The following is an 18,499-nucleotide window of genomic DNA, read 5'->3' as shown; positions in this document are numbered from 1 at the left end:
AATTAGCTCTATGCTATTATTATATTATATTTTTAAATACTCTTTTAAAGTTCTTCTCTATTGTTACTTCTATATCTGGTTGTAAGCAAATAGCTTTATTGTAAACCTGATCGATACTATATTCCTTATTATTGTCTGTTTCTAAAAAGACATAATCTTTGTCTATCCCTTGAAATACTTTAGCTACAGATTCTTGCTGTATTATAGCACATCCAAAACTCAAATAAAAACCATTTTTCTGTAAACTTAAAGCAAGTTCTTTCGACTTTCTATAACCGTGAATTATTAAAGGAATGGTAATATTATATTCCTTTTTTAATCTGATAATAGTATCATAATGAGAGACAAGGTGTAAAATAACTGCTTTGTTATAGCGTTGTGCAAGCTGTAATTGCTTGATTAAAACCTGTTCTTGTAAAGCTAAATCCACTGAACTATACTTATCTAGCCCACACTCTCCAATGGCTAAAAAACCTTCAGAAGAAATATTCTGCTGTAAAATAAGCAATTCCTCCTCTATAGTTTGCTCATTGATATACCAAGGATGTATACCAATGGAATAGTATCTGACTTGTTTATCTAACTCCAGAGGATATTGATTGAAAATAGCTATCTCATTTTGTATCTTACTCTTACTATGAGTGTGTATATTTATACGCATAGGCAAAAATAAAAAAAGAGTTGCCAAATTGACAACTCTTTAATAAAATATTATAGTTAATAGACTATTTTAAAGCTTTTAAACTATGTTCAATTGTGGCGATTTTCCCTTGGGCATCGGCCGCTTTTTTACGTTCATTATCTACAACTGCAGCAGGAGCTCCACTTACAAATTTTTCGTTTGATAATTTACCTTGTACAGAGCGTAAAAACCCTTGTAGGTATTTTAACTCTTCTTCTAATTTTTCAATCTCTTGTTCCACATCTACACTTCCTGTAATTGGAATAAAATATTCATTAGAAGCAACACGGTAAGATAAAGCACCACTCACTTGTTCAGTAATATATTCAATGCTACTAACATTTCCTACTTTTTCAATAACTGGGTCAAATCTATCAGATACACCTAAAGTGTTTAAAACCTTTAATTCTATTGTCTCTTTAAAAGAGATATTCTTATCTTTTCTAATAGTACGAATTCCTGCTATTACTTCTTGAGTGAATTCAAACTCTTTTATTAACTTCTCATCAAAGCTTTGCATAGTAGGCCATTGAGACACAACTAAAGCCTCCTGGGCAGAACGTTCCGCAATATGTTGCCAGATCTCTTCTGATAAGAATGGCATAAAAGGATGAAGTAGTTTTAAATTCTCTTCTAATAGTTCAATTGCTGCTGCATAAGTCTTTTGGTCGATTGGTTGTTGGTAACCTGGTTTAATCAACTCTAAGAACCAAGAACAAAAATCATCCCATACTAGCTTATACGTAGTCATTAAAGCATCCGAAATTCTATATTTTTGGAAGTGATCTTCAATTTCTACTAAAGACTTTTGCAGTTTAGCACGGTACCACTCGATTGCAACTTTATTACAAGAAGGCTGAGCGATATCTTGACTTACTTCCCATCCTTTAATTAAACGAAAGGCATTCCATACTTTATTAGTAAAGGCTTTACCTTGATTACATAACTCTTCATCAAAAAGAATATCGTTACCAGCTGAAGCAGAAAGTAATAATCCTACTCTTACTCCATCTGCACCGAATTTTTCAATTAAACCTAGAGCATCTGGTGAATTCCCTAAAGACTTAGACATTTTTCTTCTTTGCTTGTCTCTAACGATTCCAGTGAAGTAAACATTATTAAATGGTTTTTGACCAGTATACTCAATTCCAGCCATGATCATTCTAGCAACCCAGAAGAAAATAATATCTGGACCAGTTACTAAATCATTCGTTGGATAATAGTATTTAAATTCCTCATTATCTGGATCACTAACTCCGTTAAATACAGCCATTGGCCATAACCAAGAAGAGAACCAAGTATCTAAGGCATCTTGATCTTGCGTTAATCCTTCTATAGTTAAATTAGCATTTCCTGACTTAACTTTTGCTAGTTCTAAAGCTTCCTCAATAGTTTGTGCAACTACAAAATCTTCTTTTCCTTCTCCAAAATAATAGGCAGGAATTTGATGTCCCCACCATAATTGACGTGAAATATTCCAATCGCGAATATTTTCCAACCAACTTCTATATGTATTATTATATCTACTTGGATATAATTTAACTTCATTATCTACTAAAACTGCATCTAAAGCAGGTTTAGCTAATCCTTCCATTTTAAGGAACCACTGATCCGATAAACGAGGTTCAATAACAGCTTTAGTACGCTCTGAAGTACCAACATTATTGATATAATCCTCTACTTTATGCATTAAAGATAATTCTTGTAATTCTTTTGAAATTTCTTCACGAACTACAAAGCGATCTTTTCCTTTATAATGTAAACCATGATCATTTAGAGTAGCATCTTCATTAAAAATATCGATAATTTCTAAATCATGACGTTCTCCTAACTCCTTATCATTAACATCGTGTGCAGGTGTAACTTTTAAACAACCTGTACCAAATTCCATATCCACATAAGAATCGAAAATAATTGGAATAACGCGATTACAAATTGGAACAATTACCTTTTTACCTTTTAAATGTGCATAACGCTCATCCTCTGGATTAATACAAATTGCAGTATCCCCTAAAATAGTTTCTGGTCTTGTAGTAGCAACAACTATAAATTCCTCTGATCCTTCAATTTGATATTTTACATGGTATAACTTACCTTGTCTCTCTTCATAAATTACCTCTTCATCAGATAAAGTAGTTTTGGCCTCTGGGTCCCAGTTTACCATTCTGTATCCACGGTAAATAAGTCCTTTATTGTATAGGTCAACAAAGCTCTTAATTACTTGTTCTGACATTTGAGGATCTAAGGTAAATTTGGTACGCTCCCAGTCACAAGAACATCCAAGTTTTTTTAATTGCTCTAAAATAACTCCACCATATTCCTCTGTCCAATCCCATGCATGAGCTAAGAACTCTTCACGAGTTAAATCGTTTTTATTGATTCCTTGCTCTTTTAATTTTGCCACAACTTTCGCTTCTGTTGCAATAGAGGCGTGATCCGTACCAGGTACCCAACATGCATTAAGCCCCTTTAAACGCGCACGACGAATTAAAACATCTTGAATAGTATTATTCAACATATGTCCCATATGTAAAACTCCAGTCACGTTAGGTGGAGGGATTACAATAGTATAAGGTTCTCTTTGGTCCACAGTGGAATGAAAATAGTTATTTTCAAGCCAATATTGGTACCACTTTTTCTCTACCTGTTTGGCATCAAATTGTGCTGGAATACTCATTATGATTATTTTTTACTTGTTTTAAAATTTGGGAAATGCACAAACACTTTACTTTTTTAAGGAAGATAAAATACTTTTCTTAAAATTTCTGTATATTTGTGTAATGCAAAAATAGATATTACTAGGTAATAATAAAAAAAATAGACTGAAAATGAATGAAAAGGATTACTTCTTTTGTTTTCATTTGGAATAATTTGTCTTTGTTTAACTTCAAAATAGATATAAAATGAAAAAAATAGTTGCCCTAATGGTATTAGTTTTGACAACTACACTATCTTTTGCTCAACAAGGAGCAAAAATTGAATTCGAAGCTGCTAACAATACTATTGACTATGGCACTGTAGTGCAAGGAAAGGATAACGGTCTTAGAACCTTTGACTTCACTAACACTGGAGATGAACCTCTAATTATTATGAATGTTCGTTCTTCTTGTGGATGTACAGTTCCTTCTAAGCCTACGGAACCTATTTTACCTGGTCAAAAAGGAAAAATAGATGTAAAATATAATATGGCCCTAGGTAGAATTAGTAGAACAATTATTGTAGAAAGTAATGCTGTTAACTATACTAATGGTGTTGTACCTTTAAGAATTAAAGGAGAAGTTGTAAAACAATAACTTCTTAGAAAAATAAAATAAAAAAAGCTTATGATAACTCATAAGCTTTTTTTTGTGCTAATTATAAATTAGTCATTAAGTCTAAATAGAGAATTGGCTTGTAAAGCCTTTTCAAAATTCTTAATATCCTTAATCTTTACTTTAGATTCAAAACTAGCAATATGTTTTTGATGGTGTATATCTGAACCTGTGAAATCAATTAAATCCTCTTTTAATAAAAAATTAGCTGCCTCTAACACATGGCTACCATAATATCCTGTTACAGATAAAAGATTCATTTGAAACAAACAACCAGCCTTTTTCAGTCTATGATACATAGCCGTATTCTGGTGGTAAAAGTTATAACGTTCTGGGTGAGCTAATACAATTTGGTATCCTTGCTTTCTTAGTTCATATAAGATATCCAATAACTGAATAGGCGGATTCATATAAGACATCTCCACTAATACATAATTATCATGGATACAAAGCAATTTCTCCTGTTGCATTCTTTGTAAAAAGCTTTCGTCCATTAAATACTCAGAAGCAGCTCTTAATTTAACCGATTGGCTGTGCTCTTGTAACAAATCGCAAACCTCTTGGTGTTTATTTAGAATTTGCTCTTTAGTATTATCCCATACTAAAGGTGTAGTATGAGGAGTAGCGATAGCCTGTTCAAATCCCAAGTTTTTCATACTTGTGATTATATCTTTTGTATCCTGTAAGGACTTTGCTCCATCATCAATACCAAATAATAAATGAGAATGAATATCAATATAATTATTGGGAATTAACTCCTTTAAAGCAGGCTTAGATTTAAATAATGAAAACATAAATGGTGTATCTTAAGATTGAAGTTTCCTAGAAAGGAAAATAAAACGATAGTCTTTAAATAAAGACACTAAAGTTAGTAAAAACAAACCAAGGGTAAGGATAAATTTCACAGAAAAAATAGTTAAGACAACATAGAGTGCTAAACTAACTACTATTGTGATCAAAGCAATCCTAGTAATTAAGGAAGACTTTCTATTAAATACTAAAACTAAGAAAAGCGGATTAAATAGAAGTATACTTGCATTCAAAGCAAACTCACTATGACTAGAATAAAGAGTCAAGGCCAATAAGAAGATACCAAAACAACCATATAAGCTATAAACAACCCTTCTTGCAAGTTTAGCTCTGAAACAAAAATAGCCAACTATCAATAAAATACCATAGAAAAAATAAACACTATTGATCCAATTATCTTGTTTTTCAAGTGTATTTTCAGCCTGGTAAATAACACTACTTTCTTTCACTAAACTCTTTCCATCCACTTTAGTTTGATCTAGGGATTCCATTAATATAAAAGGTAAGAAAACTAACTCACTTTTTTTGTCGGTTTTCGCACCAAGTAAAATATTAATCCCTAAATCCTCAAAAAAGGAATGCTTTACATATTGACTTAATATGGATCTATAACTTCCTTGGTTGGAAGAAACATCTACTGTAAGTTTTTCATCTAGCACTTCTTGTAATAGATCTACAACCTTAGTGGTACAATTCTCTTGAATAAACTGGTATAAAAACTCTCTGTTTTCGGGTAATATAGCTTGATTCAATAACCCATACATGATTTGCTTCTGTTGGGAACTAAGGTCTAGTTCCTGTTTATATACACTTCTATTCTCATATACATAAGAGCGCACAAATCGATCAAAATTGGTATAATCAGCAAAATAAAAAAGATTTCCTCCTACGAATTTACCCACGAAGTTGGGAGTTTCAAAATCAAACAATCCATAGTTATACACTCTATCAATACCTAATAAAGGGTCTTGTACCCAAACGGCTGTATGTCCATAAAGTGCATGAGAAGCATCCCCTGTACCACAAGTTAAAATACTAATACTACTTCTAGCAGAGAGTTGTTTATCTTGGGAAGCAAACCCTTGTATAAACAATAAACTAAAAAAAATAAAAATAAGCTTATTCATTGAAAAATAATTTCTATTTTAAGGGATAACCATCTTTGGTCTAAAACCAGTAGATAACCCTCTTGTTTTAAAATGATAATACAAAGAGTAAAAGTATAACATTTTTCGTCAATCTATTAACACTACTACCTACAAGAAAAAATAAAACGATAGTCCAATATTAATAATGCAATAGAATTTACTTAATTCTAACTTTTATAATACATTTGTATTTCACAATAGGTGTGAAATATTACTACACACTTGTAAAAATCAATTTATGAAAAAACATATCCCGAACTTTATTACCCTTTTGAATTTACTTTCTGGTTTAATTGCCTGCGTATATACTTTTGATGACAATATACAAATGGCTTTCATATGGGTATGTATTGGAATATTCTTTGATTATTGGGATGGTTTTGCTGCTCGTATCTTAGATGTGAAAAGTGAATTAGGCCTTCAACTAGATTCCTTAGCAGATATGGTAACAAGTGGAGTTGTTCCTGGTCTTATGGTTTATAAACTTCTAGCAAACATACAAGCCAACCAACCTATGTATTCCTTAACTGCAGATACCTATTATATGGGAGCTGTACCCTATTTAGGCTTTATCATAACATTGGGAGCTTGCTACCGTCTAGCAAAGTTTAATGTAGACACAAGACAAACGGAATCTTTTATAGGTTTACCAACACCAGGTAATGCACTTTTTATTTTAAGCTTACCAATGATTGCAAACACTACTTCTTCAGAATTTCTGATCAGTGCAATAAGTAACCCTTATGTACTTGTAGTAATAAGCTTTTTAAGTGCTTATATAATGAATGCGGAATTACCTTTATTTTCACTAAAAATCAATCCAGCTAAACTAAACCAGTACAAACTACAAATTGCTTTTATGCTAACTAGTATCGTTTTAGTAGTAGCTTTACATTATTTAGCTATTCCAATTATTATTTTACTTTATATTCTATTGTCGGTTATAAAAAATACTACACAAAAAAGTTAAGTAAGATAAAATAGTATAATAAAGGGTTACAGCATGTAGTTGTAACCCTTTTTTTTTTGTAATTACCTCCTTCTACTAGTTGCAAAAAATCTATTTTACAACACCTCTTTTAAATCTGTATAAAAGGGATATTTAATACTAAGCTCCATCTTATCCTAATGCTTAAAAAAGCTTCCCTAAACAACAATCTATTGCTTTACTTTCTAAGCCTATATAAGGTAAAATAGGCATAGGTAAAACCACTAAATAAGCTATTGGTATTTTTCTATTTTATTTGCCTCTATAAAGTCTTGATTTATAAAATCCTTACGAAACTTGTCTTTTATGAAGTATAAACAATACTTAAATAAAAAAAATACTAACATTTTTATCCTCCTTAGTTTAATTTAATAGGAGAGGGCTCACTCCAATATGCATCAAAAAAAATCGAAACTAATGCACATATAAGGTCAATTTAAGATGGAAAAACTAAAAATTTTATAATTAAACAGACAAGACCTTAGTTATCATCTGACAAAATTTAGCAAATTAACTTTATTTTTAGTTTACCCAATTCGCTCATAATTCCACAAATAAATAAGCCGTGGAATAAATTATCCTTAAACTTTACAAAAAATAATAAAAATAATTTACCTTTGCAAGTCAATATTTAATAATACCCTTAATACTAAAAGTATTTTAAAGAGAGTAAAACGCATTCTCAAATTCTAGAATTATCATTATCTCAAAGAAAGCTACCAATGCTATAGATATTGATAAAAAACAGTGTTGAATTTGCATTCTAATTCTTTTTTTCAATACTTTTAGCCAAATTTTAAAAATACGATTTAATATGTTTGACTTTTTAAACCCAACTATTACAACATTTATCATCTACTTGATAGTTGTTTTAGGAATAGGTGTTGTAGCCTACTTACGAACCAAAAACTTCTCCGATTACATTTTAGGAGGTAGGAGTTTCGGTCCTGTGGTTACTGCATTATCTGCTGGTGCATCTGACATGTCCGGTTGGTTATTGATGGGACTTCCTGGAGCTATCTATGCTAAAGGACTTTCTGAAAGCTGGATTGCTATTGGTCTTTTAATTGGAGCCTATTATAACTGGAAGTTAGTTGCAGGTAGATTACGTGTACACACTGAAATAAACAATAACGCTCTTACTTTACCAGATTTTTTCCAAAATCGTTTTGGTAAAGAAGGAAATTTAGTGAAAACGGTTTCTGCAGTTACTATTTTATTCTTTTTTACAATTTACTGTGCCTCTGGTATGGTTGCAGGAGCTCGTTTATTTGAAACATTATTCCATATGGATTATGTTCCAGCATTATATTTAGGAGCTGTAGCAACAATTGCATATACTTTCTTAGGAGGGTTTTTAGCAGTGAGCTGGAGTGATACAATTCAAGCAACTTTAATGTTATTCGCTCTTATTTTAACTCCTGTAATGATTATATTACATATGGGTGGTTGGGATATGATCGTAACATATACAGAGCAGGCTGCTGCTCAAACAAATGTTCCTTATACAAGTTTAACTAATAATGTTGAGTTTATCGCAATTATTAGTGCTGCTGCATGGGGATTAGGTTACTTTGGACAACCACATATCTTAGCTCGTTTTATGGCTGCAGATGGAGTTAAAACAATGAAATCAGCTAGAAGAATTGGAATGTCTTGGATGTCTCTTTGTATGATTGGAGCTGTAACTATTGGATACTTTGGTATTAGCTACTTTGAAAAATTCCCTGAGAATGGAGCGGCAGTAAGAGCTGACCGTGAATTAGTTTTCATTGAATTAATCCAATACTTATTTAACCCTTGGATAGTAGGTATTTTACTTTCTGCAATTTTAGCTGCAGTAATGAGTACTTTATCTGCTCAATTATTAATGTCTTCAAGTACATTAACCCAAGACTTCTACAAAGCTTATTTCCGTAAACAAGCAAGCGAAAAAGAATTAGTTTGGACAGGTAGATTAGCTGTTTTATTAATTGCAATCGTTGCTATTTTTATTGCTTACAACCCAGATAGTAGAGTACTTGATCTAGTATCTCATGCTTGGGCAGGATTTGGAGCGGCTTTTGGACCAGCAATTTTATTTACTCTATTCTGGAAAAGAACAACTGGTTTCTCTGTATTAATTGGAATCATCGTTGGAGCACTTACAGTTGTTATTTGGCCATTAGTATTCGGTCCAGCATTATATGAAATTATACCAGGTTTTGCCTTTAGTGCATTAGCTATTTTCATAATCTCTAAAAATGCTAAACATTTACAACAACACGATTTTGATAAATTCCACAAAGCAGATGAAATTTACCACAGAGAAAAATAATATTTTACTCTAAAAGAATCGACAATATAATTACTACCCCTTTTCCTATTTATAGGTCAAGGGGTAGTTTCTTTTTAATATCTTTTGGTAGTTGCCTCCTAAATAAGGTACCTTTGCACTTTTAAATTTATCTATATATAATGTCCACCACTTCTGCGCATCCTATTTACAATATGCAGTTCTTCTTAGTTTGTTTAAGCTCTTTGCTTTTCTCAGCTAGTTTCAACATGTTAATACCAGAACTTCCCCAATACCTCAGCGATTTAGGTGGCGCACAATACAAGGGACTTATTATAGCTTTATTTACCCTAACTGCTGGAATTTCTAGGCCATTTAGCGGTAAGTTAACCGATAAGGTAGGTAGAGTTCCAATTATGGCTATTGGGTCGATTGTGTGCTTTGTATGTAGTTTACTTTACCCAATTCTTACTAGTGTATCAGGTTTTTTATTACTTCGATTAATCCATGGATTTTCTACCGGTTTTAAACCTACTGCAACAGCAGCCTATGTAGCCGATATAATCCCCCAAAAAAGATGGGGAGAAGCTTTAGGACTACATGGGATTTGTTTTAGTACAGGTATGGCAATTGGTCCAGCAATAGGTAGTACCATAAAAATACATACTTCCATTGATTTTCTTTTCTATACCTCCTCTGTTTTCGCCTTACTTTCTATCGCTATTTTAATGAATATGAAAGAAACCCTGAAGGTGAAAGAAAAATTCACTTGGAAACTACTTAAAATAAACCGTAAAGATATTTTCGATATAGATGTATTACCTGCGGCTTTAGTAACGTGTTTATCCTATGTTTCCTATGGAGTTATTCTAACTCTAATCCCAGATTGGACACAGTCTTTAGGTCTAGAAAACAAAGGAATATTTTTTATGATTTTCACCTTAGCCTCTTTACTTGTACGTTTTGTTGCAGGAAAAGTTTCTGATAAATATGGTAGAGTTCCAATTATAAAAATTGGCTTAATAATCTTGTGTGTTGCCTTGTTAATTATAGCCTTATTGCCAAGTGTTGTAGGTTTATACACTGGTGCTTTTGTTTATGGAATATCTTTAGGTATCCTATCTCCTGCATTAAATGCATGGACTATTGACTTTAGTAAACCGGATCAAAGAGGTAGAGCTATGTCAACCATGTATATAGCTTTAGAATTGGGAATTGGATCAGGTGCTTTATTAGCAGGATGGTACTATCAAGATGTACTAAGTAATATACCAACAATCACCCTTGCTAGCGCAGTGGTAGTAGTTGCATCACTTGTCTATGTCTATGTAAAGCAAAAACCAAATTGGAGTACAAATATCAACTAATGATGGCCTAGCTACTTAAAGCCTGTTTAACTAACTTTTGTAGCTCTGGCACAACTTGTTTTTCAAACCAAGGATTTTTATTTAACCATATGAAATTTCTGGCCGAAGGGTGAGGTAAAGGAAAATACTCAGGCATAAAGTCCTGAAAACTCTTCACTCTCTGAGTCAAAGTCTGTTGCCCTTTTAAGTAGTACTTTTGTGAATACTGTCCTACCAATAGGGTTAACTTAGCCTTTGAAAGGTGAGTTAACATAACCTCATGCCAAGTAGGGGCACATATTTTCATTGGAGGTTTATCTCCTGTCTTTGCTTTTCCTGGATAGCAAAATCCCATGGGAATTATCGCGAAGTTATCTAAATCATAGAACTCTTCCCTGCTTACTCCAAGCCAGTTTCTAAGGCGATCACCACTATCATCATTAAATACAATTCCAGTTTGCTGTACTTTTAGTCCAGGAGCCTGCCCTATGATGATAATCTTAGCCTTAGCTCCTATCCAAAAACAAGGATTAGGTGCAAATGGAAGTTGACCTGCACAAATTACACAGTTCTTGGCTTTAGCTATTATTTTTTCAAGTTCATCCATAACCAATAATTTATAGAATCTACACCTAGAGGTTTAACATAAAGATACAAAAAAGGGCTCTCTTAAAAATAAGAAAGCCCTTTTTTGTATTACTCTATTTTTTGTAGTTTAATTATCATCTACCTCAACATAATCTTTTATAGTAAGCTGAATTTTCTCTACAGAATTCCTATACATCTTAAGTACTAAACCTTCGTAATCGAATAAATCAACCACGTCATTTTCACTAAATTCATGATTAGGATACTTATCAGCTAATAATCCAGCTAAAGTGTCATATTGCTCACTTTCCTCGAAACGGAAAGGTAATAATCTATTAATGTCTGAGATGTTGTAATGCGCATGCACTACATATACTCCTGGACTAACACATTCTACAATAGGTTCTTCATTATCGTATTCATCCTGAATTTCTCCAACTAACTCTTCCAAAATATCCTCCATAGTTACGATACCTGTGAACTCTCCTACCTCATTAGTTGCAATTGCCATTTGCACATGTTTTGCTTGAAATTGCTTTAAAACATGCTTAATTAAAGCACTTTCTGAGATATAGATTGGCTCACGCATAAGATCAGCAATTGCTGTATCATTACTATCCTTCATCATGGCTTTCATCAAATCTTTAGTGTATATAACACCTTTGATATCATCCAACGAATCTTGGAATACTGGATAACGGGAATACCCTTCATTTATAGCAAACTCAATAGCGTCTTTTACAGTAGTTGTGATTTCGATTGCCGAAACATTCTTACGTAAGGTTTGTATATTATTTACTCTACGGTCATCAAAATCAAATACATTTTGAATCAAAAGGCGTTCCGTTTCTTCAATCGCACCACCTTCCTGGCTCTCGGTAATAATCATCTTAAGTTCCTCTTCGGTATGTATATCAGCACCGTGTACAGGACTAATACCAAACATTCTTAACATTCCATTAGCCAAACCGTTCATCAACCAAATTATTGGTCTAAAAACAAAGTAAAAAATTCTTAATGGAAGTGCTATAGCAAAGGTTGTCTTTGTTGGAAAATGAATTGCCAAAGATTTAGGAGCTAATTCTCCAAAGACAATATGTAAGATTGTAATAATAACAAAGGCTAAAGGAAAGGAAATATTTTTAGCGATTACTAACCATTCAGGACCTGTCAAGCCTAATACTTCAAAAACTTTCAAAATAAGGGGAGTTAAAGAACTCTCTCCTACCCAACCTAATCCTAGAGAAGCTAAAGTAATACCTAATTGAGTAGCGGCAAGATATGCATCTAAGTTACTAACAATGCCTTTTGCTACATCGGCTACTTTAGAGTTTAATTCTTGATGAATTTCAATTTGTGAGCTTCGAACTTTTACGATTGCAAACTCAGCTGCCACAAAAAATCCATTTAAAAGTACCAAAACAATGGTAAGAATTATTTTCCATACGGAAATCTCGGTGTGTACAATGTTTGCGCTAGCTAACATTGTAATGATCTGGGGGTATGTGTCCATTTTTTAAAATAAAAATAAGGTCTTGGTTTAAACTTTTTAAAGACCTTTTAAGTCTAGCATAATAAATTATACTAGTAAATTATATATCAAATATACAAAATATTTTTAATATATTTTCACTACAAAAGTAGCACAATTCTATCATATAACCTTACTTTAAAGTTTTATACCGTATAAAACTCCCTCAATATTGCCAAAACACAAGGAAATACTTACTTTTTTTAGCCTAGTTAAATAGAATCGTATTTTTTTACAAAATAAAAGTTAATGTATTAAAGTGCGTCCTTGTCAAATGGGAATGGTAATATATTTGTCAAAGATTCCGAATAGCAAACTGCTCCTTCTGCTCCCATAAAATACATTTCGATTGGTAAATCTTGTTTTACCTCGTATTCTAATATACTTTGTCTACATGCACCACAAGGTGGAATAGGAATAGTAGTTAATTTTAAATCGGAAGATGCTGTGATAGCCATTCTAATGATTTTCTTATCTGGATGTACAGCATTGGCATAAAAAATAGCTGTACGCTCAGCGCACAAACCAGAAGGGTAAGCAGAGTTCTCTTGATTAGATCCTACAACAATACTACCATCATCTAATAATAATGCAGTTCCTACTCTAAATTTAGAATATGGTGCGTATGCATTTTTTCTAACCTCAATTGCTTTTTGCATCAGCATTTGAATATCCATTGGCAATTCACTTAGTGAATCATACTGTAAAAAAGAACTTATAACTTCTATTTTTTTCATATAATAGTTCGTTTAATTTAATTCAGACAAAAAATCCAAACGCAAGTAAAAAACTATTGTTTGGATTAGTATACAAATATAATGCTATTTATTAATAGAATCTTTTCTTATCTAGATTAAAAGTCAAAGAAAAACGCAAAGTATTTTCTAAGGGGTTATTAATAGTTGAAGTGGAAAATAGATAGGATAGATCAATGTCTATTTTATTGTATCGAAAGCCTGCACCTAAAGTAGCAAACTGACGAGCACCCTTTTGTTCACTTTCGTGGAAGTATCCCGTACGAAGAGCAAATTTATTATCGTACCAGTACTCTACTCCCACAGACCATACGATTTCTTTTAGTTGTTCATCAAATCCACCTGATTTACTACCAAAAGACTCAAAGATACCTTTGAACCAACTGATGTCTTCATAATTTCTTCTAGCCTCTACATCTGTAGGGTCTATTGGAGGGGTAGGAACAAGTAACTTGGCAAACTCAGTGGTAAAGCTAATTGTATTATAATAGTCTAAAATAAAGTCAAAGCCTGCACCTACTTGTAATTTTGCTGGCAAAAAGGACCCATCACCAATTTCATCATCATACTTTATCTTTGGACCAAGGTTAGAAATATTAAACCCAGCTCTTATACGTCCATCAAAATCGGAAAAACTAATCTTTCTACCCTGATAAAAACCAGAAACATCTACAGCGATACTAGTTGCAACAGAAGAAGAATCATCCGCTTCAGGATACTTTAAACTTGAAGTGATAAATCTTCCCGCTATACCCATAGAAAAAGTTTCACTTAATTTCAAAGAGTAAGATAAATCAAAAGAAAACTCATTTGGTCTTCTAGTTATAACAGCTGAATTAAATTCAGATCTCATATCTATATCTCCCATACCAAAATAGCGTAAACTCGCTCCTAAGGCACTTCGCGGATTCAGCTTCTTATAATAAGTCAATTGTCCTAAAGACATTCCACTAGTTATTTTAGACATATAAGGTGTGTAACTCATAGAGAATCCCTGATCTACTTCGGCAAATGCATACTTAGCGGCATTGTGTTGTTGAGAATATGCATCCATGGAAGTTGCAACCCCCATATCAGCCATTCCAGAAGACCTCGCATCTGCATTAATAGTCAAAAAAGGCACCCCTGTTACAATTGGGCGAATTTCTTGACCAATTGCTACACAGCTTACCAAAACAGCAAAAAAAGAGTATTTAATCTTTTCCATATTTCTTTTTAAAATCTCTAGGTACAAATATATAGGTTTCTAGCGGTTGGCTTAGCTTTGCTAAGAAATAACTACTATAACTTTATGCTTTAATTCAAAGTTGTTACTTTACTTCTAGTATATAAATATAGACTATTAGCCTTAAAAGTAAAACCTCTGTACTGCCTAAAGTCTAATTCTATCCGAGAAAATAGAGTTACTAACCGTTGTTTCCTATAAGTAAACGTGAATTTGTTAGAACAATTGCCCATAAAAACTATCTCATGCTCTAATTTTTATGCTTCTATTATAGAGTATACTTTAAAATTTATCTAAAATAACACCACAAAATAGTGTCACTTCACTAAGTATTTTGAAGAATTTGTACTATTTTCTACCAACAAAAAAAAAATATACCCGTTTTATAAATAATTTACTGTATTTTTAAGATAGATATAAACTTATAAATTAGTTTTTTTTTAGATAATAATCCCCGATAGACTTAAGGCACAAATAGTTATCTATTTAAAGCCAAAGAAGACTATAATTAACTAAAAAGAACAACTAAATTATTTACTATATCTTTGTAAAAACAGTTAAACTGGGCATATTAACATTTTTTACTAAAAAGGCAATACATAAACAACTTAGTCGTTATATATTACAATACATAAAAACAAATAAAAAATTGTCTATTGCGTTATTGTATTTTAATGCATTGCCAATTAAGTGTTAATTGCTAAATTGCGTCCAATATTATATCCACTTACAATAAGATGAAGATTAAAAGAAATTTAGGATTTCAACTCTTGACAGCTTTACTAGTAGCAGCTGGTCTAACGAGCTGCAGTAATTCAAACAGTAATATTTCCACTGCCACTGGATGGAAAATTAATGATAAAAACGGAGGGTTTCAGTATAATACCAAATACGTCCAAAAAACTCCTAATGGAATGGTACCAATTGAGGGAGGTACTTTTACTATGGGGCAAATCCAAGAGGACATCATGGGTGATTGGAATAATGCACCAAAACAAATGCATGTACAATCTTTTTACATGGATGAAACAGAAACAACCAATATTATGTACAACGAGTATCTATACTGGTTAAGAACTGTTTTCCCTCAAAACAACAAGCTTTATAAAGACATTTATGACAGTGCACTTCCCGATACTCTTGTATGGAGAAGCCCATCTGGTTTCAATGAATCTTTAATTTCAAGTTACCTACGTCACCCTGCTTATGCTAATTATCCTGTAGTGGGAGTAAGTTGGATTCAAGCCAATGATTATGCAAAGTGGAGAACTGACCGTGTAAATGAGTTAAAACTAGAACAAGCTGGTTATTTGAAACGAGATGCAAAAATAACAGAGGCATATGGAGATGCTCACTTTAGCACAGACGCTTATTTACTAAATCCTAGTTCTGTATATGGAGGAAACTCAGATATTGTATATAGAGGTGTAAATAATAAAGCTGTTGAAAACCAACGTAATTTATATGCAACTCAAAACCTAGGTTTATTCACTGCTCAATTCAGACTTCCTACAGAAGCGGAATGGGAATATGCTGCTATTGGTTTAATTGGCAATAGAGAGTATAATAACTATAAAGGAAAAGGTAAATTCCCATGGGATAACCCAGATAAAAGAAGAAGAGGTAGACCACAAATATTAAACACTAAATACGCTAACTACAAACAAGGTAGAGGAGATTACGGTGGTATTGCAGGTTGGGGTACAGACAATGGAGATATTACTGTTGCGGTAAAATCTTACCCTCCAAATGACTTTGGTCTTTATGATATGGCTGGAAACGTTGCAGAATGGGTAGCAGATTTATACTATCCAATCTTAGATGACTTAAATGCAGATTTCAACTATTATAGAGGAAACGTATATTACCAAACTAAAATTGGACCAGATGGTACAGTACAAATAGTAACAGAGCAAGATGTAGAATTCACTGAGCAAGCTAATAATAGAAAGTCAGTTAAAAACCTACCTGGTGAAGTTGCTCAATTTGCTTTAGATCCAGCAGCCCTTGCAACTAACCCATATTCTAACGAGCAAACTAAACCTTTAGCGGACAAGCCAGCTCCAAAGAAAAACAAGAAACCTTCTCAATTATATAATGAGAAATCTAGAGTTATTAAAGGAGGTTCTTGGAAAGATAGAATTTACTGGTTAGATCCTGCAACTAGAAGATACTACCCGGAGGACATGAGTGCTGACAATATTGGATTCCGTTTAGCAATGACTAAGGTTGGAGAAAAAACCAATAAAAGAAGAACAAAAAATTAAATAATTGATATCCATTTAAAGCCCTAAATATTTAGGGCTTTTTTTATATTTTTGTGTTATGAATATTACAGAATTATATCAGTGTTTTTTACAGTGTGATGGCGTTAGTATAGATACTAGAAATATCACCCCAAACTCTTTATTCTTTGCTTTAAAAGGAGAGAACTTTGATGCAAATAAATTTGCTCAACAAGCCCTGGATAAAGGTGCCTTATTTGTAATAATGGATAATAAAGCCTTAGCTACCGATCCAGACAAGATGATTGTAGTCCCAAATGTATTAGGTGCACTTCAACAACTTGCTAAATATCACCGTCAGCAATTAGGCTTACCTATTATAGCTTTAACAGGAAGCAATGGTAAAACCACTACAAAAGAATTAATAACTGCAGTATTAGCACAAAAATACACCACACAATCTACCTTAGGGAATTTGAACAACCACATTGGTGTTCCTCTAACCTTATTAAGTCTTAACTCAACTACTGACCTTGGTGTAATTGAAATTGGAGCAAATCATAAAAACGAGATCAGCTTTCTTTGTGAATTAATTGATCCTGACTTTGGGTATATTACCAATTTTGGCAAGGCTCATTTAGAAGGATTCGGAGATTTACAGGGGGTTATTAAAGCAAAAAGTGAGTTATACGATTATCTAGAGGATCATCATAAAATGGCCTTTATTAATTTAGATGATCCTATCCAAGACGCTAAAACAATTACTTTCCCACGATATACTTTTGGACAAAACCAGGATGCTAGTGTTGTTTTTGAAAACTATTGTAGCCTACCAAATGCACAAATTACTTATAAGAATCAAAAGATAGACTCCAACTTAACTGGAATTTATAATGCTACTAATATAGCTGCAGCAGTAGCCATAGGTTTATTCTTTGATGTACCTCTTGATTCCATCAAACAGGCCATTGAACACTACACACCTACTAATAACCGTTCGCAATGGGTTAACATTGATAAAACCAAAGTTTTATTAGATGCCTACAATGCCAACCCTTCTAGTATGAAAGCGGCAATAGAAAATTTTATAGCTTTAGATGACCAGAAAAACAAAGTATGTATACTTGGTGATATGTATGAATTAGGCACCTATAGCAACCAAGAGCACTTACAAATTGTAGAAGACCTAAATAATCAGGCAGATATCAAAGGGGTCTACATTGGTAAAGAGTTTTTTAAACACAAGGATAAAGCAAAGGATAATCATCATTTCTTCGCAAGTTTCGAAGACTTTGAAAAAGATCAGGACCTAATAGATACCTTAAAAAATAAAACAATTTTAGTAAAAGGATCTAGAGCAATGGCCCTAGAAAGAACCCTAGAATTACTAAAATAAATAAAAATCCCTTCTAACTTTAATCTGTGGACTGACCCCAAAAAGTTGGACGAAGTTATGCAATCTTTTTAATATAATGAGCTCGGTATTCCACCGGGCTCATTCCATTTAAATTAATACGTATTCGCTCGTTATTATAATATTTTATATACTGTTTTATTTCCTGTGTCAACTCCAGTATGGAGTTGTATTTCTTTAGATAAAATAGTTCTGATTTCA

15 protein-coding genes are annotated in these 18,499 nt (G+C 32.7%); 6 read left to right on the top strand and 9 right to left on the bottom strand.

The genetic code is table 11. The features are described from left to right. Positions 1–19: 19 nt before the first annotated feature. Together ACYSNM_RS11870 and ACYSNM_RS11865 are read right to left on the bottom strand one after the other, a co-directional pair. Positions 20–661 (bottom strand): TatD family hydrolase, encoded by a 642-nt coding sequence (locus tag ACYSNM_RS11870; RefSeq protein WP_461757109.1) that lies wholly within the window; start codon positions 659–661, stop codon positions 20–22. A 64-nt stretch (positions 662–725) separates the two neighbouring features. Beyond that, positions 726–3,359 (bottom strand): valine--tRNA ligase, encoded by a 2,634-nt coding sequence (locus ACYSNM_RS11865; RefSeq protein WP_461757108.1) that lies wholly within the window; start codon positions 3,357–3,359, stop codon positions 726–728. 226 nt (positions 3,360–3,585) lie between these two features. Here ACYSNM_RS11865 and ACYSNM_RS11860 point away from each other — a divergent pair, with 226 nt between their 5' ends. Continuing rightward, positions 3,586–3,975 (top strand): DUF1573 domain-containing protein, encoded by a 390-nt coding sequence (locus ACYSNM_RS11860; RefSeq protein ID WP_461753686.1) that lies wholly within the window; start codon positions 3,586–3,588, stop codon positions 3,973–3,975. A gap of 68 nt (positions 3,976–4,043) precedes the next feature. On the opposite strand, the gene ACYSNM_RS11855 is transcribed toward ACYSNM_RS11860, so the two are convergent. Next, positions 4,044–4,787: a tyrosine-protein phosphatase gene (locus ACYSNM_RS11855; RefSeq protein WP_461757107.1), complete on the bottom strand. Its 744-nt coding sequence runs from the start codon at positions 4,785–4,787 to the stop codon at positions 4,044–4,046. Between the two features lie 12 nt (positions 4,788–4,799). Continuing rightward, complete coding sequence (locus ACYSNM_RS11850; RefSeq protein ID WP_461757106.1) at positions 4,800–5,930, bottom strand: lipoprotein N-acyltransferase Lnb domain-containing protein; 1,131 nt, start codon at positions 5,928–5,930, stop codon at positions 4,800–4,802. Between the two features lie 259 nt (positions 5,931–6,189). Here ACYSNM_RS11850 and ACYSNM_RS11845 point away from each other — a divergent pair, with 259 nt between their 5' ends. The 3 genes from ACYSNM_RS11845 (at position 6,190) to ACYSNM_RS11835 (ending at position 10,581) form a co-directional block, all read left to right on the top strand. After that, complete coding sequence (locus tag ACYSNM_RS11845; protein ID WP_461757105.1) at positions 6,190–6,921, top strand: CDP-alcohol phosphatidyltransferase family protein; 732 nt, start codon at positions 6,190–6,192, stop codon at positions 6,919–6,921. An 832-nt stretch (positions 6,922–7,753) separates the two neighbouring features. Continuing rightward, positions 7,754–9,256, top strand: coding sequence for a sodium/proline symporter PutP (gene putP / locus ACYSNM_RS11840; protein WP_461757104.1), 1,503 nt, complete (start codon positions 7,754–7,756; stop codon positions 9,254–9,256). Between the two features lie 140 nt (positions 9,257–9,396). Continuing rightward, complete coding sequence (locus tag ACYSNM_RS11835; RefSeq protein WP_461757103.1) at positions 9,397–10,581, top strand: MFS transporter; 1,185 nt, start codon at positions 9,397–9,399, stop codon at positions 10,579–10,581. A gap of 7 nt (positions 10,582–10,588) precedes the next feature. Here ACYSNM_RS11835 and ACYSNM_RS11830 read toward each other — a convergent pair whose 3' ends face one another. From ACYSNM_RS11830 to porV, 4 genes are all read right to left on the bottom strand, one after another. Then, positions 10,589–11,167 carry a uracil-DNA glycosylase family protein gene (locus ACYSNM_RS11830; RefSeq protein WP_461757102.1) on the bottom strand — a complete coding sequence of 193 codons (579 nt, stop codon included), beginning with the start codon at positions 11,165–11,167 and terminating at the stop codon, positions 10,589–10,591. A 108-nt stretch (positions 11,168–11,275) separates the two neighbouring features. Then, entirely contained in the window at positions 11,276–12,661 is a 1,386-nt protein-coding gene (locus ACYSNM_RS11825) for a hemolysin family protein (RefSeq protein WP_461757101.1), read from the bottom strand. Between the two features lie 272 nt (positions 12,662–12,933). Then, complete coding sequence (locus ACYSNM_RS11820; protein ID WP_461757100.1) at positions 12,934–13,416, bottom strand: cytidine deaminase; 483 nt, start codon at positions 13,414–13,416, stop codon at positions 12,934–12,936. A 91-nt stretch (positions 13,417–13,507) separates the two neighbouring features. After that, on the bottom strand, positions 13,508–14,641 hold the full coding sequence (gene porV, locus ACYSNM_RS11815; RefSeq protein WP_461757099.1) for a type IX secretion system outer membrane channel protein PorV: 1,134 nt from the start codon (positions 14,639–14,641) through the stop codon (positions 13,508–13,510). Positions 14,642–15,396: 755 nt separating this feature from the next. On the opposite strand from porV, the gene gldJ reads away from it, so the two are divergent. Together gldJ and ACYSNM_RS11805 are read left to right on the top strand one after the other, a co-directional pair. Beyond that, the gene (gldJ, locus tag ACYSNM_RS11810; RefSeq protein ID WP_461757098.1) at positions 15,397–16,926 is read left to right on the top strand and encodes a gliding motility lipoprotein GldJ; all 1,530 of its coding nucleotides are present in this window, start codon (positions 15,397–15,399) and stop codon (positions 16,924–16,926) included. A gap of 58 nt (positions 16,927–16,984) precedes the next feature. Further along, the gene (locus ACYSNM_RS11805; RefSeq protein ID WP_461757097.1) at positions 16,985–18,280 is read left to right on the top strand and encodes a UDP-N-acetylmuramoyl-tripeptide--D-alanyl-D-alanine ligase; all 1,296 of its coding nucleotides are present in this window, start codon (positions 16,985–16,987) and stop codon (positions 18,278–18,280) included. Positions 18,281–18,335: 55 nt separating this feature from the next. On the opposite strand, the gene ACYSNM_RS11800 is transcribed toward ACYSNM_RS11805, so the two are convergent. Continuing rightward, positions 18,336–18,499, bottom strand: a 164-nt coding sequence (locus tag ACYSNM_RS11800; RefSeq protein WP_461756392.1) for an IS3 family transposase, incomplete at its 5' end; no start/stop codon positions are given.

Source organism: Myroides sp. LJL116 (assembly GCF_054871685.1).
The sequence above is the reverse complement of the archived record's forward strand: the minus strand, read 5'-3'. Positions and strand labels throughout refer to the sequence as shown.